11 protein-coding genes are annotated in these 18,076 nt (G+C 43.8%); 9 read left to right on the forward strand and 2 right to left on the reverse strand.

What is annotated here, in order from left to right:
* Nucleotides 1-561 precede the first annotated feature (561 nt).
* Nucleotides 562-3,288: a valine--tRNA ligase gene (locus ABID99_RS03295; protein ID WP_373615890.1), complete on the forward strand. Its 2,727-nt coding sequence runs from the start codon at nucleotides 562-564 to the stop codon at nucleotides 3,286-3,288.
* Between the two features lie 97 nt (nucleotides 3,289-3,385).
* Nucleotides 3,386-5,197 (forward strand): ATP-binding protein, encoded by a 1,812-nt coding sequence (locus tag ABID99_RS03300; protein ID WP_373612837.1) that lies wholly within the window; start codon nucleotides 3,386-3,388, stop codon nucleotides 5,195-5,197.
* Between the two features lie 237 nt (nucleotides 5,198-5,434).
* Here the strand turns inward: ABID99_RS03300 and ABID99_RS03305 are convergent, their stop codons facing one another.
* Entirely contained in the window at nucleotides 5,435-7,246 is a 1,812-nt protein-coding gene (locus ABID99_RS03305) for a glycoside hydrolase family 2 protein (RefSeq protein ID WP_373612838.1), read from the reverse strand.
* A 793-nt stretch (nucleotides 7,247-8,039) separates the two neighbouring features.
* Between ABID99_RS03305 and ABID99_RS03310 the strand changes: the two genes are divergently transcribed.
* From ABID99_RS03310 to crtD, 7 genes are all read left to right on the forward strand, one after another.
* Nucleotides 8,040-9,047: an aspartate-semialdehyde dehydrogenase gene (locus tag ABID99_RS03310; RefSeq protein ID WP_373612839.1), complete on the forward strand. Its 1,008-nt coding sequence runs from the start codon at nucleotides 8,040-8,042 to the stop codon at nucleotides 9,045-9,047.
* 76 nt (nucleotides 9,048-9,123) lie between these two features.
* Nucleotides 9,124-9,285 (forward strand): 2-oxoisovalerate dehydrogenase, encoded by a 162-nt coding sequence (locus ABID99_RS03315; protein WP_373612840.1) that lies wholly within the window; start codon nucleotides 9,124-9,126, stop codon nucleotides 9,283-9,285.
* Nucleotides 9,286-9,364: 79 nt separating this feature from the next.
* Nucleotides 9,365-10,147 carry a hypothetical protein gene (locus ABID99_RS03320; protein ID WP_373612841.1) on the forward strand — a complete coding sequence of 261 codons (783 nt, stop codon included), beginning with the start codon at nucleotides 9,365-9,367 and terminating at the stop codon, nucleotides 10,145-10,147.
* Between the two features lie 126 nt (nucleotides 10,148-10,273).
* Nucleotides 10,274-11,002: a hypothetical protein gene (locus ABID99_RS03325; protein ID WP_373612842.1), complete on the forward strand. Its 729-nt coding sequence runs from the start codon at nucleotides 10,274-10,276 to the stop codon at nucleotides 11,000-11,002.
* Between the two features lie 9 nt (nucleotides 11,003-11,011).
* Nucleotides 11,012-11,920 carry a LysR substrate-binding domain-containing protein gene (locus ABID99_RS03330; protein WP_176622326.1) on the forward strand — a complete coding sequence of 303 codons (909 nt, stop codon included), beginning with the start codon at nucleotides 11,012-11,014 and terminating at the stop codon, nucleotides 11,918-11,920.
* A gap of 195 nt (nucleotides 11,921-12,115) precedes the next feature.
* Complete coding sequence (locus tag ABID99_RS03335) at nucleotides 12,116-12,667, forward strand: type 1 glutamine amidotransferase domain-containing protein (RefSeq protein WP_373612843.1); 552 nt, start codon at nucleotides 12,116-12,118, stop codon at nucleotides 12,665-12,667.
* A gap of 97 nt (nucleotides 12,668-12,764) precedes the next feature.
* Complete coding sequence (crtD, locus tag ABID99_RS03340; RefSeq protein WP_373612844.1) at nucleotides 12,765-14,240, forward strand: 1-hydroxycarotenoid 3,4-desaturase CrtD; 1,476 nt, start codon at nucleotides 12,765-12,767, stop codon at nucleotides 14,238-14,240.
* Between the two features lie 106 nt (nucleotides 14,241-14,346).
* Here crtD and ABID99_RS03345 read toward each other — a convergent pair whose 3' ends face one another.
* Nucleotides 14,347-17,904 carry a VCBS repeat-containing protein gene (locus ABID99_RS03345; RefSeq protein ID WP_373612845.1) on the reverse strand — a complete coding sequence of 1,186 codons (3,558 nt, stop codon included), beginning with the start codon at nucleotides 17,902-17,904 and terminating at the stop codon, nucleotides 14,347-14,349.
* Nucleotides 17,905-18,076 lie beyond the last annotated feature (172 nt).

Consider the following 18,076-nt stretch of genomic DNA (forward strand, 5'->3'; position numbering starts at 1 on the left):
AGTGAGGCTATATCTAACGCTCAACATGCTCAAGGCTGTTTGGGATTGCTGTGCTCTCACTCTTTTCACTCATAAAATCATTACAATAATATTAGATGTAAACATAGGAGGGATGGTAGCGGATACCGGCCAAGTGGCTAAGGCCTTGTGCTGTATGAGCGTACAGCCCGGGCCGCAGGCAACGCCATTATTCTGAACCGGGATTTGGGTGGATTTTTGGGATTAATGGGATTTTATAAAAATTTTTTAACTCAAACAAACTCGGATGGGATAGGTTGGTACGGTGAAAAAAACTAAACAATACGTAAAACAACTAAACGCTAATCTCAATTCTCTAATCTCTTTTTCCGGGCATTACCTGCGGCCCGGGCTGTACGCTCATACGCCTGCAGGCATTACGCTCGTTGGCCGGTATCCGCTCCCATCCCTAATGCGGCCTCCGCTCTTGACCGATCAAAAACTATCGGTTTAAAACCATCATCTATGAACCATGAACTATATTCCCAAAAAAATCCCCCAACCTTTGGCTATGAACCGTTAACTATCGTATTTTTGCGCGTTATGAGTATTGCTAAAACATATATCCCAAAGGAAACCGAAGAAAAATGGTACAGTTACTGGTTGCAGCACGGCTTTTTTAAGTCGGTGCCTGATGAGCGTGAGCCTTATACCATAGTCATTCCGCCGCCAAACGTTACCGGGGTTTTACACATGGGCCACATGCTTAACAATACCATACAGGATGTGCTGGTTCGCCGCGCCCGGATGAAAGGCAAAAATGCCTGCTGGGTTCCCGGTACCGACCACGCCAGTATTGCTACCGAGGCCAAAGTTGTCGCTATGCTTAAAGAGCGCGGCATCAGCAAAAAAGACCTTACCCGCGAAGAGTTTTTAACTTACGCCTGGGAGTGGAAGGAAAAATACGGCGGCATTATCCTGGAGCAGCTTAAAAAATTAGGTGCCTCCTGCGATTGGGACCGTACCAAATTTACCATGGACGAGAGCCTATCGGAAGCGGTTATTGATACGTTTATCCACCTGTATAAAAAAGGTTTGATCTATCGCGGTATCCGCATGATCAACTGGGATCCGCAGGGCAAAACCGCGGTGAGTGATGAGGAAGTAATCCGTAAAGAGGTTAATCAGAAGCTTTATTATATCCGCTACGCGGTGAAGTCCGAAAGTCAGGTAAGTCCGGAAGTCGGAAAGTCGGAAAGGCAGAAAGATTTCTCCGATGCTAACTCTTTACTTTCGGACTCACGGACTTCCGGACTTTCGGACTCTCCTGGCTTCCTAACCATCGCTACTACCCGCCCGGAAACCATTATGGCCGATGCGGCTATCTGTATCAATCCTAATGACGAGCGTTACCTGCACCTGCACGGTAAAAAGGTTTACATCCCGCTTATTAACCGCGAGATCCCGGTGATACTGGATGATTACGTAACTATGGATTTTGGTACCGGCTGTTTGAAGGTTACCCCGGCACACGATTTAAATGACTACGAACTGGGCCAGCGTCATAACCTGCCAGTTATTGATATCCTGAATGACGATGGCACGCTGAACGAGAAAGCGCAGATACTGGTTGGTGAAGACCGTTTTGCCGCCCGTAAAAAAATAGCTGTGCTGCTGGAAGAAGCCGGCGTACTGGAAAAAGTTGAAGAATATAAATCGCAGGTTGGTTTCAGTGAACGTACCAACGCGGTTATTGAGCCAAAACTATCCATGCAATGGTTTTGCAAAATGGGCGAAATGGCCAAACCTGCTTTGGATTACGTACTGAACGGAGAGATCAAATTGATCCCCGAAAAGTTTGTAAACACCTACCGCCACTGGATGGAGAATGTAAGGGACTGGAACATCAGCCGCCAATTGTGGTGGGGACAACAGATTCCGGCATGGTATTTACCTACAGGCGAGTTTGTAATTGCCAAAAACGCCGAAGAGGCGCTGAAAGAAGCACAGCTTAAAAATCCGGAATATACCGCTGCCAACCTTACCCAGGACGAAGACGTAGTTGATACCTGGTTTTCATCATGGTTGTGGCCTATCTCGGTATTTGATGGTTTTAAAGATCCTGATAATGCCGATATTAATTATTATTACCCAACCAATGATTTGGTTACCGCGCCCGAAATTTTATTTTTCTGGGTAGCCAGGATGATCATGGCCGGTCATGAGTTCAGAGGCGAAGTACCATTCAGAAACGTATACCTTACCGGTATAGTAAGGGATAAGCAGGGTCGTAAAATGTCAAAGCAATTGGGCAACTCTCCCGACCCGCTTGACCTGATAGCTCAATATGGTGCAGATGGCGTGCGCGTAGGTATGCTGTTATGCTCGCCTGCAGGTAACGATTTGATGTTTGACGAAAGCTACTGTAAACAAGGCAGCGGCTTTGCCAACAAAATATGGAACGCCTTTAAACTGGTAAAAGGCTGGGAGGTTGATGAAAGCCTTTCCAACCCTAACGGCGTAGCCATTGAATGGTTTGCCAACAGGTTTAACCAGGCGCTAACCGAAATTGAAGCTAACTTTGCCCAATATCGTTTATCAGAGGCCTTAATGGATACCTATAAACTGGTATGGGACGATTTTTGCGCATGGTACCTGGAGATGATCAAACCGGCTTATCAGCATCCTATTGATAAGGCTACTTATGCAGCTACTATTCAATTCTTTGAAAATATTTTGAAGGTATTGCACCCTTTTATGCCGTTCCTTACCGAAGAATTATGGCATGATGAACTGTTTGGCGAACGTTCTGAAACTGACTGCTGTATTGTAGCGCAATTGCCCGCTATTGGGGAAATTAATTCACGTCTATTAAATGAAACAGAGCTTGTTAAAGATTTGGTAACCAACATCAGGAACACCCGCAAAACAAAACAAATTTCTGACAAAGAGCCGCTTGAGTTATTTGTTAAATCAAATTCAGGGATCAATTACGGCCAGTACGAAGCTATCATTGCAAGGCTTGGCAACATCAGCAAATTTGAATCAGTAGCCGATAAAGTTGAAGGGGCCATTAATTTCTTAGCCTCAACAGATGAGTTTTATATTCCGTTCAGCGAAGAAATTGACCCGGTTGCCGAATGTGCGAAACTGAAAAAAGAGCAGGAATACCTGTTAGGTTTCCTGAAATCGGTTAATGCAAAATTGGGTAACGAACGGTTTATGGCTAATGCAAAACCCGAGATTATTGAGGTGGAGCAAAAGAAAAAGGCCGATGCCGAAGCTAAATTAACCATCATTGAAGAAAACTTAGCTGCTTTGGCTTGCTAATTGCAGAACTTACCGGCTTGCGTAACAAGCTACCGTACAGTATTTTGATAGCTGTACGGTGGCCTGTCCATTGCAGGGCCAATGTTAAGTTCTGAATATGAGTAATAAAGTAAGTTTTTTTAACTTATCAATTTATAAGATTTTGTCGAAGGAGCAATCGTTCCTTGACCAGGCCCGGATTCGTTTATTGTATTATGGGTTCTTCCTTATTTTTGTTGCCCTTGGGGCACTTTACCTGAACGTTTATTTCCAAAACCAAAAAATGCTTGCTGATACCGCCCTGTTTTTGATGGGAGCGGTAGTTGTGTTATTTAAGTATTTAACCTGGCGGCCCGACTGGCGCAGCGCAGCACATGCCCTGCTTATTGTGGGTACACTAGTTAATACCAGCCTGGTTTATGCCTCTATGCAAACGGTAAATATCATTACCGTGCAGGTAATTATAATCGTGATCGTATTCAGCTATTATATGCTTGGCCAGCAATGGGGGCTCATGTACTCGTTGCTTAATACAGTACCGGTTTTGGTATTTATGATCATTGAATACAACAGCGGGTACATTATTAGTATAAAACCTAACAAAGTTGATCAGTCTACCATTATCATCAGCCTGTTTGCCAATTTTATATTGCTTATTTTTATCCATAGCCATTTTTATACTGCTTTTTTAAAAAACATTAAGCAACTTAAAGATAGCAGCAGGGAGCAGGCCCGGCTTTACAATAAGATGGAAACAGCTATTGAAAAGGCAGAGAAATCAGCCCAGGCCAAATCAGAGTTCTTGTCAACCATGTCGCATGAAATCCGTACGCCGTTAAATGCGGTTATCGGGATGAGTAATTTGCTGATGATGAGCAACCCGAGGCCCGACCAGCGAGAGAACATCGAAATCCTTAAATTTTCGGCCAATAACCTGTTAGCCATTGTTAATGACGTGCTTGATTTTAGCAAAATTGAATCGGGGAAGGTAGTATTTGAAAATATCCGCTTCAACCTTGTTGAGCTGATGAACAATATTTGCGGCGGGCAGATACTGAAGGCCGAAGAGAAAGGCTTGCTTTTTAAGCTTGATGTTGACAGCTCATTGAGGGATAAGGTGCTTTTTGGCGATCCTACCCGCATAACCCAGATCATTTTTAACCTGGTTAGTAATGCTATAAAATTTACACCGCAGGGAAACATATGGGTAAGGGTTACTTGTGTGGAAGACCGGCATAATACCGTTACCGTTAACTTTTCGGTAAGGGACACCGGCATCGGTATCGAAAAAGAAAACCTTGAAAGTATATTTGAACCATTTACGCAGGAATCATTAGCTACTACCCGCGAGTATGGCGGCACAGGGCTTGGCCTGGCCATAGTTAAGCGTTTGCTTGAGCTGCAGGAAGTGCAAATGACCGTTAACAGTACAATGGGGCGCGGATCAGAGTTTTCATTCCATATGGAATTTCCTGTATCTACAGAAGCATTGCCTGTTGCAGTAACCACTGCTCCCGAAGCTAAACAATTTTCAGAAAACCCGCTGGCCTGTTTACGTGTACTTATTGCCGAAGATAATATGGTTAATGTGATGCTGATGAAGAAACTGCTGAGCAAGTGGAGCATTAACCCAACCATTGCCGAAAACGGGGAACGGGCAGTTGAGTTTATGCAGTACGGCAATTTTGATATTATATTAATGGACCTCCAGATGCCGGTGATGAACGGCTTTGACGCAGCTAAAGAGATCCGTAAAATGGCCGATCCTAAAAAATCAGGCATACCGATCATCGCGCTTACAGCTTCCGCACTTTTTGATATCAAAGAACAGGTATACGAAGCCGGCATGAATGATTATGTATCCAAGCCATTTAAACCGGATGAACTGCTGGAGAAGCTTAATAATTATACATTGAACAGGGTGGGGTGAGCCTCACCCAAACCCTCCCCGGAAGGGAGGGCTATGCCATTGTTGGTGTTGTCACCAACAATTCCTAATGCTCTTTTACGCCATTGTTGGTGTTGTCACCAACAATTCCCAATCCTCTTTTAATCACGTTATTTCATATTACTATATTAAGCTCCCGGTTGCTTATTTAATGCTATAACTGCGTGGAGTAGAGTTGTTGGTGACAACACCAACAACGGCCAGCGCTCACCTAATGGCCTATTTATTCAACTTATCCCCCTCCTTAATCACCGCCTGGTTTACTTCCCTTACTCTTTCGATCTCCATTTTTTCAACGGCCCTGTCGTAGGTTAAAACGCCGTTTACTTCGTGTTCAACGTCGGTGGTTTGGGTATATATGGCAACGCTTAGTCCTTTATATTTCATTAATTGCTCTACCTCATCCAGCAAAAAAACATAACGATCGGTAAGCCTGGCTTTGGTTGGTTCGTAGTTATAAGCATCGTTTTGTACCGGCCACATATGGCCACGCACAAAGAGGCCAACACCGCCAAATTCGCCCAGTGAGGCAGCCCGGCGGCTATCAGGAACAGAAGCACCATACGGGCCAATATAAATATGTGTGTCCACGTAATCGCCATTGCCCGGATCGCCGTAAGGTTTTTGATAGCTGGGATTATTGTTAAAGCCCGAATTGCCATTAACTAATCGCGAGGGGTCATATTGTTTAACCCAATTGGTTATGTTTTTTACATCAAAAGCACCCCAGTTTTCATTGAAAGGCACCCATGTAATAATGGAGGGCGAGTTATAATGATCGTCGATGATGGCTTTTAATTCTTTCCGGTAAACCGTCCTGTTCTTAGTAGTATCTTCATTCTGATACCATATAGCGGGCATATCCTGCCAAACCAATAAGCCCATTTTATCGGCCCAATAATAAAAACGCTGGGGCTCGGTTTTCATGTGCTTACGGATGAGGTTGTAGCCCGCTTTTTTGGTGTATTCTATATCAAATTTAAGTGCTTCTTCCGTAGGTGCGGTTAAAACACCGTCGGGCCAGTACCCCTGGTCAAGCAGGCCAAGCTGCATGATGAATTTACCGTTAATAAGCGGACGGATCACGCCGTTAAGCTTGCCCAATTTAATATCACGCATGCCGAAATAACTTTTAACCTCGTCGGCTTCGCTACCATCAGTATTGTATAGGGTAAGCTTCAGATCATACAAAAACGGAAAATTTGGTGTCCATAAAACCGGGTTATCTATTGGCAGATAGAAATATGATCCGGCGGCCGCATTAACCTGCGACACCTCTTTGCCGTTGTTTAAGGCAACTGCTTTGATCTTGCCCGCGCCTGCAGCGTTAACAAATACTTTTAAGCGTTTACCTTCCGGATCAGGCAGGAGCCGGATATTTTTGATATAGGAGCTGTTGACAGGCTCCAGCCAAACGGTTTGCCATATACCCGACGAAAAGGTATAATCGCCGCGGGGGCCGTTTTTACCCGATGGTGTTTTGCCATCATTGGGATCATGGGCGGCAACAACAATGGTATTGCTGCCTTTGGCGAGATATGGAGTAATATTAAAACTAAATGAATCGTACCCACCCGAGTGTGAGCCTGCTTTCTTTCCGTTTATAAAAACAGTAGCGTCATGATCGACAGCGCCAAAGTGAACAATAACCTGTTTGTTTTGCCATTTTGACGGGACCTCAAAACTTCGGCGGTACCACATGTTGATCTCCTGGTTTCGCTGTATACCTGAAAGTACCGATTCAGGGCAATAAGGTACAAGGATCTTATCGGGCTTGCCCTCAAAGGATGCAGCAGTTTTGGGGGTTAAAGCATCAGGCGCGTTTTTACCGCCACGGTAATCCCATTTTCCGTTAAGACAAAGCCAGTCTGCACGTTCCAGCTGGGGGCGGGGATATTCCGATAAAGGTATTTCGGCCTGCATGGCAGTGTTTGTCCATTGAGTTGGCAGTTTGGCTTCCTGGGCAAAGGCGGCGCATCCGTATAATACAGCGGCCAAAAACAGGGCTTTTGCTTTGAGATAGGCGTTCATAAGGTAATGTTACAATTGATGAGGTTATGAAGGCCAAAATAGGGAATTGATAACTGTTATCATAACATTTTATTGGGAAATAGGATGTTGTCTGAACCCGAATTTATTGAATTTAGGGAACGAGCAGAAAATGCGATACACATTCCATGAATTATTCAAATTCGTTTCCCCCATGGCGCAAGTGTTGTGCGGCTGTTAGAAGGGCGGATCACTTGTGACTATAAAAATCAACCCGCAGTATTTGTTTAGGAGGAATGATTGATTGGTCAGACTTCAGACTTTTTCCGCGTTAGCGATAGTAGCGGATACCGGCCTGTGGCTAATGCCTTGTGTAGTATGAGCGGATAGCGCGGGCCGCAGGTAACGCCATTATTCTGAACTATGATATTTAAGATTTGAGGATTGTCAAGATGTTGTCTGAACTCGAATTAAACGAATTATTGGAATTTTGCATGGCATTCTATTAATTCATTTAATTCTAAAAATTTCGGTTCAGACAAACTAATCGCTTGCAGAAGTCACAAGTCTGCCACCCGCTGGCCTTCGCTCAAGACTTGCGCCAGTATCGGGATTCCATGCTGTTAATTCTCAAATCCTGAAAATTCTGATTCAGACAAACAAACCAATCACTCAATCAACGACTCACTTAAATAAACTCCACAATAACCATAGACTTAATATTTCTCCGATACCAAAAAAATGTGCATATTTGAGGGTTTAACTTTTAAAACACATAATTAATTAAAAACAGGCGCTGTGAAGCAGCCTGATACATTCAAAAACAATTTAAAAAATGAAAGTCGCAGTAGTAGGTGCTACAGGATTAGTAGGCACCAAAATGTTGCAGGTTCTTGCAGAACGCAACTTCCCCGTTACAGAATTAATTCCCGTAGCTTCAGAAAAAAGTATTGGTAAAGAAATTACTTTTAAGGGTAAGCAGTTTAAGGTGGTTTCTGTTGAGGATGCGATTAAGATGAAGCCGGACGTAGCAATTTTCTCGGCCGGCGGAAGCACTTCATTACAGCAGGCTCCTTTATTTGCAGCTGCTGGTACAACTGTTATTGATAATTCATCGGCATGGCGTATGGATCCAACCAAAAAGCTGGTTGTGCCCGAAGTAAACGCTGATGTACTTACCGCCGAAGATAAGATCATCGCCAATCCAAATTGCTCAACTATACAAATGGTAGTGGCTTTAAAACCACTGCACGATAAATATAAAATTAAAAGGGTGGTAGTTTCAACCTACCAGTCGGTTACCGGTACCGGCGTTAAAGCTGTTGACCAGCTGTTTAACGAGCGTAAAGGTATAGACGGACCAAAGGTTTACCCTTACACTATTGATTTAAACGTGATCCCGCAGATTGATGTATTTACCGAAAACGGTTATACTAAAGAGGAAATGAAAATGATCCTCGAAACTAAAAAGATCATGGGCGATGACAGCATCAAAGTAACTGCTACTACAGTGCGCATCCCGGTTATGGGTGGCCACTCTGAATCGGTTAACATTGAGTTTGCAAATGATTTTGACCTGGCCGAAGTTCGTGAACTGTTGGCTAACGCACCAGGCATTGTTGTGGTTGATGATACCGCTAACCTGAAATACCCGATGCCGCTTGACGCGCATGATAAAGACGAAGTATTTGTAGGCCGGATCCGTCGTGACGAAACCCAGGACAATACGTTGAACTGCTGGATAGTATCTGACAACCTGCGTAAAGGTGCAGCTACTAATGCCATACAAATTGCAGAGTACCTTGCTGCTCAGCATTTGATCGGTCAGCCGGTTGAGGCGTAAATAAATGAGAAAATATAGGCCCCATAGCACATATGCTATGGGGTTTTTTTGTGAAGAATATTTCTTAAATTTGAATATGAACGAAATATTTTTCCTTGTTGAAGAAGCGATAGAGGGCGGTTATAACGCGAGGGCAATCGGCGAGTCGATTTTTACAGAAGGAGATACTTTAGATGAGCTTAAGATAAATATCCGTGATGCGGTTCATTGTCATTTTGATGAGGATAACGAATTATAGATTTATTTTACTATAGATAAGATATTGAGATAGGGATAGTCATTTGATTATCCCTATTTTTATGTAGTAATATTTTGTTATGAAAGCCTTGAACCTGATTGCTCTATTCTGTTTTATTACAGTTAATAAACTCGTTGCACAAACACCGCAGGCTGTTGAGTCCGATCTGCTTAAATCATTTAAAAAGATTGAATACTGGCATCAGAAACAAGATACAGGCGACGACGGCGCGAGCGATGCTTTGGGAGATGCTAATGACGAATTTGGCAACAAGTTAAAAAAGTATGCAGAAACTTATCCCGCCTCCATCGGTATGCCTTTTAACTCGCTAAAGAAAGCGCAACTTGATATTTTCACTTCGGCAGATGGTTTGTTCAGGATCTACTCGTGGGAGACCTGGCAGGGAGGTACCATGCGCGATTTTGCTAATGTGCTGCAGTATAAAGTTGACGCTAAAACAAAATCAGTGCTGCTTACCGGTAGCCAGGAAACTTATATACCTTTTTACAGCAACCTGTACACTTTTAAAACGGGCGATAAAACTTACTATCTGGGCATTTACGGCACTATATATTCAAGTAAAGATGCAGGTACCGGTATCAAGGTTTTTGATATAGAAAACGGAAAGCTTAATGACGATGTGAAGGTCATCAAAACAGGTTCAGGGTTGAAAAGTAAGATCTATTATGATTATGATTTCTTTTCGGTGGTTGATATCCCGTTTGAAAAACGTCCTACTATCACTTTTGATCAAACAACGCAAACTATACATGTACCCTTGGTAAATGCCAAAGCACAGGTTACCGCAAAATTTATCACCTACAAATTCAACGGGCAATATTTTGAAAAAATAAAAAGCTAAAAAACAGCTAACTGGCAATCATCGTAACAGAATGTCCGCCGGATTTGCTTTTTTTGTGTATCTTGTTTACCGATGAAAACCTTTAAGTTTATAATTGTTTTCTGCTGCTGTTTTTACTCAGCAAATTTGTTTGCCCAGAGTCCGCAGGCCATTGAAGCCGACCTGTTACGGATTTTTAAAAGGGTAAACTATTACGGTTCCCACAAAAAAGGGTGGAAAGCTATCGATTCATTAGAAAAAATGAACAAGATCTTCGGTTTTAAGCTGAAGTATTATACCTCCAAATATCCCGGAACCATTAATTATCCATTTACCGAACTGGTTAAAGAACGGGTAGTGATCGCCACATCTGCCGATGGCTTGTTCCGTACTTATTCCTGGGATACCAGGCTGGGCAGCACCGGCTATGATTTTGACAACGTTTTGCAGTATAAGGTTAGCGGCAAAGTATCGTCATCGCTTAAAATGGATTCCGTTGGCAAAAAACATAACCCGGTTTACTGGTACTCCAAAATCTATACCCTCAGGGCAAACAACAAGGTTTACTACCTGGCCGCATATAATTCGGTACGTTCCAGTGTTGATGCTACCCAGGGCATCCAGTTTTTTACTATCGAAAACGGAAAGTTAAACGGTACCGTGTTACTGGTTAAAACCCAAACCGGCATGCATAGTAAGTTATATTTTGATTATAACTTCCTTTCGGTAGTTAATATGAAAGTGATCCCGACTATTTATTATGACGCTAAAACACAAAGCATCCATAGTCCGTTAGTTAATGCAAACCGAGAGGTTACCCGCGACTATATCGTATATAAATTTACAGGTAAGTACTTTGAACGGGTAAAAAATTAACTTTGCCCCATGATCTCTTTCGCCCATCGTGTATTTATGGAAGTTGCTGCCAACCTGAGTTTCAGTAAGGCTGCCCAGGTGCTGTTTATTACGCAGCCGGCCATCAGTAAACATGTTAAAGCGCTTGAAGATCAATATAAAGTGCCCTTGTTTGAGCGTAAGGGCAACAGTATTTTATTAACAGAAGCCGGAAATAAGCTAAATGAGTATTTACAACAGGCAACAGAGATAGAGCGGAAGGTAGAGTATGATCTTTCGGTGTTAAGCAATCTTTCGCAGGCTGCCGGGCATTTGCGTTTGGGCGCAAGTACAACTATTGCCCTGTATATTTTACCTTCAATACTTTCTGGTTTTCAGCGCGAATATGCCAATGTGGATGTGCAGCTTGTAAACCGTAACAGTGAGTATATCCTGAACGCTTTGTTAAACCATGAGGTTGATATTGGTATAATTGAGGTTGATAACAAACTCACTACCGTATCATATAAACCTTTTATGAGTGATGAAGTGATCCCGGTTTGCTCGGCTAAAAGTCCGCTGGCAGGCAAGTCATTAACATTAAAGCAGTTTGTAAAAACGCCCCTCGCCGTGAGAGAGCGTGGTTCGGGCACGTTGAATGCGGTATTAAAAGCCTTGTCTGCTTTGCATATTAAACCGGCCGACCTGTCGGTAAAGATCCGCCTTGGTGGTACCGAAGCTTTGAAAAACTTCCTGCTGGCCGATCAATGTCTTGGCTTTATGCCGCGCCCGTCAATCATCAGGCAATTGGCCGAAGGTGATTTGGTTGAAGTGCCTATTGAAGGTTTGAAAATTAAGCGTGATTTCTTTTTTATCCGCCGTAAGGGGACAGAAGATTATGGGCTGACAAGCAACTTTATAAACTACGCGTTGCAGCATATTGGACACTCTTCTGAATAATAAGTACACAAAATCGCCAGGAAAAAACTTTGTGTTTTCGCCTCTCTGCGAGAAAACTATTTAAGAAGCCTAATTCAAGATTGGTACTAATCAAGTTGTTATAGTCTCTTTTAAAATTCCTAAAACCATCCTTGTTTTTGCCTGTATTTATATTGTATTTAATTTTTATAATCATTAATTAATAAATTATAAATTATGGCAAGTTTAAATGGTCGTAAGGTGGCAATCCTTACCGAAGAAGGATTTGAGCAGGTTGAATTAACAAGCCCAAAACAAGCCCTTGAGCAGGCAGGTGCAACGGTACACGTGATATCCCCAAAAAGCGGAAAGATCAAAGCGTGGGATAAGACTAACTGGGGCATTGAAATCAATGTTGATAAACAATTAAATGAAGTAAGTCCTGATGACTATGACGCACTTGTTTTACCGGGCGGCGTGCTTAACCCCGATAAATTGAGGCAAAATAAAGACGCCGTTGCCTTTGCATCTGCATTTTTGGATGAGGGCAAACCGGTAGCGGCAATATGCCACGGGCCGCAATTGCTGATAGAAACAGGTATGATCAACGGGAGACGGTTAACTTCATACCCATCGTTACAAACCGATCTTAAAAACGCAGGCGCCGATTGGGTTGACGAAGAAGTGGTAGTTGATAATGGCCTGGTAACAAGTCGCCGCCCTGATGATTTGGAAGCATTTAACCGTAAAGCTATTGAAGAGATAGGCGAAGGCGTTCATCATGTGTAGCCCCACCCAACCCTCCCCGGATGGGGAGGGCTTTATTATGTATTAAAAAGTCTCCCCACCCGGGGGAGATTAGAGGGGGCTTGCTTATCTTTACCCCATGCCTCTCCCCAAAAAAGCTTTGATTATTGGCGCCGGTATAGCGGGAATTGCGACCGCTATCCGCCTGGCGGTAAAAGGATATCAGGTTGAGGTTTATGAGGCTAATAGTTACCCCGGCGGTAAGTTGAGCCGGTTTGAGCAGGATGGTTACCGCTTTGATGCCGGGCCGAGCCTGTTTACCATGCCGCAATATGTCGACGAGCTTTTTAAGCTGGCCGGAAAAACCCCGTCTGATTATTTCAGGTATCAAAAGCTGGATGTTGTTTGCAGATATTTTTATGAAGATGGTACGCGTTTAACCGCCTACGCCAATGCAGGCAAGTTTAGTGAGGAGATACAGGAAAAGACAGGAGAACCTGCCGCAGCTGTAAAGCATTACCTTGATAACAGCAGTATGGTCTATAACGTTACCAACCACGTTTTTTTAGAGCGCTCCCTGCATCGGCTTAAAACCCATCTGCGCTGGGATACCGTCAAATCAATATTCCGGTTTGGTAAGATAGATGCCTTTCGCACTATGCACAAGGCCAATGAGGTCTTTTTCAGGGATAAAAGGATAGTGCAATTTTTCGACAGGTATGCAACCTATAATGGTTCAAACCCTTATAGCGCACCGGCCACGCTGAACGTAATCCCGCACCTGGAGCAGCATTTTGGCGCTTATTTTCCGGAGGGTGGGATGTATAACATAATTTCTTGCTTAGTGGCGCTGGCCGAATCAGTAAGTGTAAAGTTTTACTACAATAACCCGGTAGCAGAAATTGTATTGCAAGGTCACACAGTAAAAGGGATCAGGACGAATGATGGAGTAGTTGAAGGGGATCTTGTGGTATCCAATATGGATATCTGGTTCACCTATCACAAGCTGCTAAGCAGTCATCCCAAACTTCACCCTCAAAAAATATTAAACCAGGAGCGAAGCAGTTCGGCCCTGATATTTTATTGGGGGATCCGGGATCAGTTCAGAGAACTTGACCTGCATAATATTTTTTTCAGTGCTGATTATGAGGCCGAGTTTAATCACATTTGGCGGGAAAAGGAGATTTATCATGACCCTACCGTTTACCTTAACATCAGCTCCAAATATAAACCAGACGATGCTCCCGAGAGTTGCGAAAACTGGTTTGTAATGATCAACGTACCTGCTAATACCGGGCAGGATTGGGATGCACTGATAGCCGGGGCGAGGGAAAATGTATTAAATAAGTTAAGCCGTTTGCTAAATAAAGACATCCGCAAACTTATTGCTAATGAAAGCATCCTTGATCCGCGGAGCATCGAAAGTCGCACGTCCTCGTACCAGGGCTCGCTGTATGGTACCAGCTCCAACAGCCGGTTTGCAGCATTTTTACGGCACGCCAATAAATCGTCGAAAATAAAAGATTTATATTTTTGCGGGGGAAGCGTACACCCGGGAGGAGGGATCCCATTGTGTTTGCTGTCGGCAAAAATTGTGAGTGAGTTGGTTGATTAGTTGATTAAAGTAGGAAGATTGGAGTTTAACTTACCAATATCCCCCCCTTTTGGCTATCGGCCGCCGGTTTAGTATGGCATGACGAACATGCATGAATTTACAACCATCAACTCCCTTTCCTTTTTCTCCCGTTATAGCTTGTTATGGTTACCTCTGCTATATTGGCATCCAGTTCCAAGATCCTTGACGATTGCGATAGGTAGGTTGATCCATAATAAAATTCAATATGCTTTTTGCCTCCGTTCTTGAGCGTAATATCAGCATAAAAATCATCGGCCTTTAATTTAATATATCGCCTGGCAGAATTAACGCCCGTTTTGCGGAATACTTTAATGCTATCCTGATTTTGGGTAGCTACTAAAACCCCGCCTCCTTTTGCCGATTGCACACTTGCCAGCCCTTTACCGTCGCCCGCTATATAAATACCACTATTGGCTACTGATAGCGGAGCAAAGCTGCCTTTTCCATTGCCTTTCATATATAAACCCATAAAAGCATCATGCCTCCCGGTAAAAGGTTCCATACCAAAATCGTTGCCAACCATTATCAGGTCGAGATTGCCATCGTGGTCAACATCTTCGGCTATCATGCCGTACACCGGGGCCATTTGTGCGTCTTGCGGTAATGCACTGATACTAAAGGTACCAGTGCCTTTACCGGTGATAAGGCTGGTGTTCATATCGGTTGCCTTAAGGATTACGGCGCCTTCTTTGTCTTTCTCAGTCCAAAGATCATTCATTGTCGCATGACCAAAGCCGCGATAGCTTGGATATTTTTTGCGGATGGAGATCACCTGGCTGATGAGGTCATCGCGGGTATGCATGGGGAAGGGTTTCTGTGAGCCGTCCTCATCCTTCATAAAGCAAAATATCATGGCATCGAAGGAGCCGTTACCATCCAGATCTTTACCCATAATGGTCATGGGTTGCTCAAATGATGCTTTGTAGTTTGAGTTTTGGCCCAGGTTACCGGCTACGTAATCAATGTTGCCATCGTTGTTAAAATCCCCGGCAACAATGCTGTTCCACCAGCCCACATGATCATCAATGCCCGATTTGATCTTGCTAAGGCCGTGGCCGGTGTTTTTGTAAAAGGTAACCGGCATCCATTCGCCAACCACCACCAGGTCCGCCTTGCCATCCTTGTCAAAATCCGACCAAAGCGCGTCGGTGATCATGCCGCCATGTATCAGTTCGGGGCAAAACTGGCTGGTAACATCGGTAAATTTACCGCTATCGTTCTTGAGCAAATGGCTAACCGGTGATGAAGGGTAAGCCCCTGAAACCGACCTTGAACCTACAAAAAGGTCCAAATCGCCATCGCCGTCAAAATCAGCAGCACGTACACATGAACCATTATCATATTCCACGGGCACCGCGGCAAGGTCGCGGGTGAAATGGCCTTTTTTATCGTTGATGTAAAGCCTGTCCTGAGCCGTGGTATGCCCTTTCTGGAATTCGTAACTACCACTTGCGATATACAGATCAGGGAAGCCATCGCCATTGGCATCAAACAATAATGCACCCATGTCTTCCTCTTCTTTAAAATCTTCGTGCATAAAACGGTTGTTATCCATAGCGAAATGACCGGTTGCATCCTGCATAAAAAATACCCCTTTGTTACCTGCTGAACCTCCTATAAAAAGGTCATCGTAACCATTGCCATCCACATCGCCAACGGCAATAGCCGGGCCATATTGGCTTAGCTTGTGCGGCAGGGTAGGCTGTATATTATAATCGATAGCGTCTTTTTCCTGGTGCACGTATTTTATGCCTGTTTGGTTGTTAGCCTCCTGAAACACCGGGATGATTTTGCCGGATGCCTCTGGCGGGAAATAGCCCGACGCGTTTTTATATTGTAATGTAAGTGTTTGGTTTCCCTTAACATTGGTAAGCAACTGGGTTTTACCATCGGGCCAGCGTACCCGCAATGAGTCGACAGATGTAGTGGCCCCTATGCCAAAATGCCCGCGGGCATCATCCGTACTCATATAGCCGCGACAGGGTTGCTGGTCATAAAACTGCTGCTTGCCTTTGTAATAGATACGGATGGTAGCACCAATACCGTCAATATTTTTGTTGTCGCCCTGTAGTGCAACAGTTAGGTAGTGGTGATCTTTGGCTACCTGCGTTTTGCTGTTAGCGGTGTTTTCATAAATAAAAGCATCGTCATCAATATTATTGATCACGAGGTCAAGATCTCCGTCATTATCCAGATCGGCATAAACGCCGCCGGTTGAAAAGGTAGGTTTTACAATTCCCCAATCTTTCGATTGATCTTTAAACAAATACCCGCCTGCATTCCTGAAAGCATAGCTCGGTGTTTTTACAACCGGAAATGAATCGGCAGCAGCTAAAGTAGTATTCTCTTTAACTGTACGGCCCTGATCGTTACTGTACAGGGCGTGATCAAGGTCCGTAACGTCGCGGGGATAACCGTTGGTGATCATCATGTCACGATAACCGTCGTTATCAAAATCGGCCACAAGAGGTGTCCAGCTCCAGTCGGTTTGATAAACACCAGCCTGGTAAGCTATTTCGCTATATTGCGGATGACCGGCGGGTGTTTGACCCTGATTAAGCTGCAGCACGTTACGGATGTACTGGTGCTCGTACTTGAATTTGTTATTGTTGATATAGGTAATGTAATTATCGCCTACAAGCATCGTTTTTTTACGCACATTTTCTTCGGGCAGCATCTCTAATGATACCAGGTCGGCCTTGCCATCGTTATTAATATCAACCATATCCGATCCCATTACCGACCAGCCCGTGTGTTTAAAATACTCGCCCGCGCGGTTGCTGAACGTGCCGTTTTTATTGTTCACCCACAGTACATCGTTCGATATAAAGTCGTTACCTACATAAACATCCGGCCAGCCATCGTTATTCACATCGCATATGGAAACCGAGTTGCCAAAGCCCTCTATCAATATCCCTGCTTCTTTGGTTACATTGGTGAAGGTGCCATTTCCGTTGTTGCGGTAAAGGCGGTCGTTATTCAGTGCGCTGCCATCGGTTAATTTGGGGCGATAGGCCACCGGCGTTTCTTTGCCTAAAAAGTTGGTGAGCAAGTACATGTCGAGGTCTCCGTCATGGTCGTAATCAAAAAATACGGCTTGGGTGCTATAGCCGGTATCCTGCAAGCCATATGCTGCCGCCGATTCCTTGAAGGTTGGCACGCCATCTTTATTAGTTGCCTGGTTGATGAAAAGCAGGTTTTTGCGATGGTTGGGATTGCTTTTAAATGATGAACAAACGTATATGTCCGGCCAGCCATCGTTATTGATATCAACTACTGATACACCTGCGTACCAGTCGCCATTACCGGCTACACCCGCCGCATCGGTAACATCTTTAAAAGTAAGTGAGCCTTTGTTAATGTATAATTTATTGGCGACCATGTTGCCGGCAAAGTAAACATCGGGCAGGCCATCACGGTTAAAATCGCCGATACCAACACCGGCGCCATTGTACAGGTAAGGGTGGTTAAGGATGTTGATACTGTCACTTTCGGTAATGGTATTTTTAAAATCGATACCGGTTTGTGAAGCATCGAGCAGCTTAAAGAGCGTTGGGCCCGATGACTTTTTTGAACATCCGGCACCAAAAAAAAGTAACAATAAGGTAGATAGTTTAAACGCCTGGGGTAAACTTTTTATCATGCAGATATGGTTAATAATTGAACGATGGTTTATGCTTTGGTTAAGCTTTAACTTATTGGTTATAATACAATAAGCCACTGTAAAGAAAACGGATTTTACAATTCCGGTTTCTGCAAATTGTATCAAAAGTTAGTTAATTACTATCGGCCCATACTTAAATATTGATTATCTG

The organism is Mucilaginibacter sp. OAE612 (assembly GCF_041806395.1).
In the GTDB taxonomy this organism is placed as follows: domain Bacteria; phylum Bacteroidota; class Bacteroidia; order Sphingobacteriales; family Sphingobacteriaceae; genus Mucilaginibacter; species Mucilaginibacter rubeus.

Excerpts from the sequence above, each read along its gene's own strand:
- ABID99_RS03295 (WP_373615890.1), top strand. The coding sequence starts at position 562 with ATGAGTATTGCTAAAACATATATCCCAAAGGAAACCGAAGAAAAATGG.
- ABID99_RS03345 (WP_373612845.1), bottom strand. The coding sequence starts at position 17,904 with ATGATAAAAAGTTTACCCCAGGCGTTTAAACTATCTACCTTATTGTTA.
- ABID99_RS03330 (WP_176622326.1), top strand. The coding sequence starts at position 11,012 with ATGATCTCTTTCGCCCATCGTGTATTTATGGAAGTTGCTGCCAACCTG.
- crtD (WP_373612844.1), top strand. The coding sequence starts at position 12,765 with ATGCCTCTCCCCAAAAAAGCTTTGATTATTGGCGCCGGTATAGCGGGA.
- ABID99_RS03310 (WP_373612839.1), top strand. The coding sequence starts at position 8,040 with ATGAAAGTCGCAGTAGTAGGTGCTACAGGATTAGTAGGCACCAAAATG.
- ABID99_RS03300 (WP_373612837.1), top strand. The coding sequence starts at position 3,386 with ATGAGTAATAAAGTAAGTTTTTTTAACTTATCAATTTATAAGATTTTG.
- ABID99_RS03335 (WP_373612843.1), top strand. The coding sequence starts at position 12,116 with ATGGCAAGTTTAAATGGTCGTAAGGTGGCAATCCTTACCGAAGAAGGA.
- ABID99_RS03315 (WP_373612840.1), top strand. The coding sequence starts at position 9,124 with ATGAACGAAATATTTTTCCTTGTTGAAGAAGCGATAGAGGGCGGTTAT.
- ABID99_RS03305 (WP_373612838.1), bottom strand. The coding sequence starts at position 7,246 with ATGAACGCCTATCTCAAAGCAAAAGCCCTGTTTTTGGCCGCTGTATTA.
- ABID99_RS03320 (WP_373612841.1), top strand. The coding sequence starts at position 9,365 with ATGAAAGCCTTGAACCTGATTGCTCTATTCTGTTTTATTACAGTTAAT.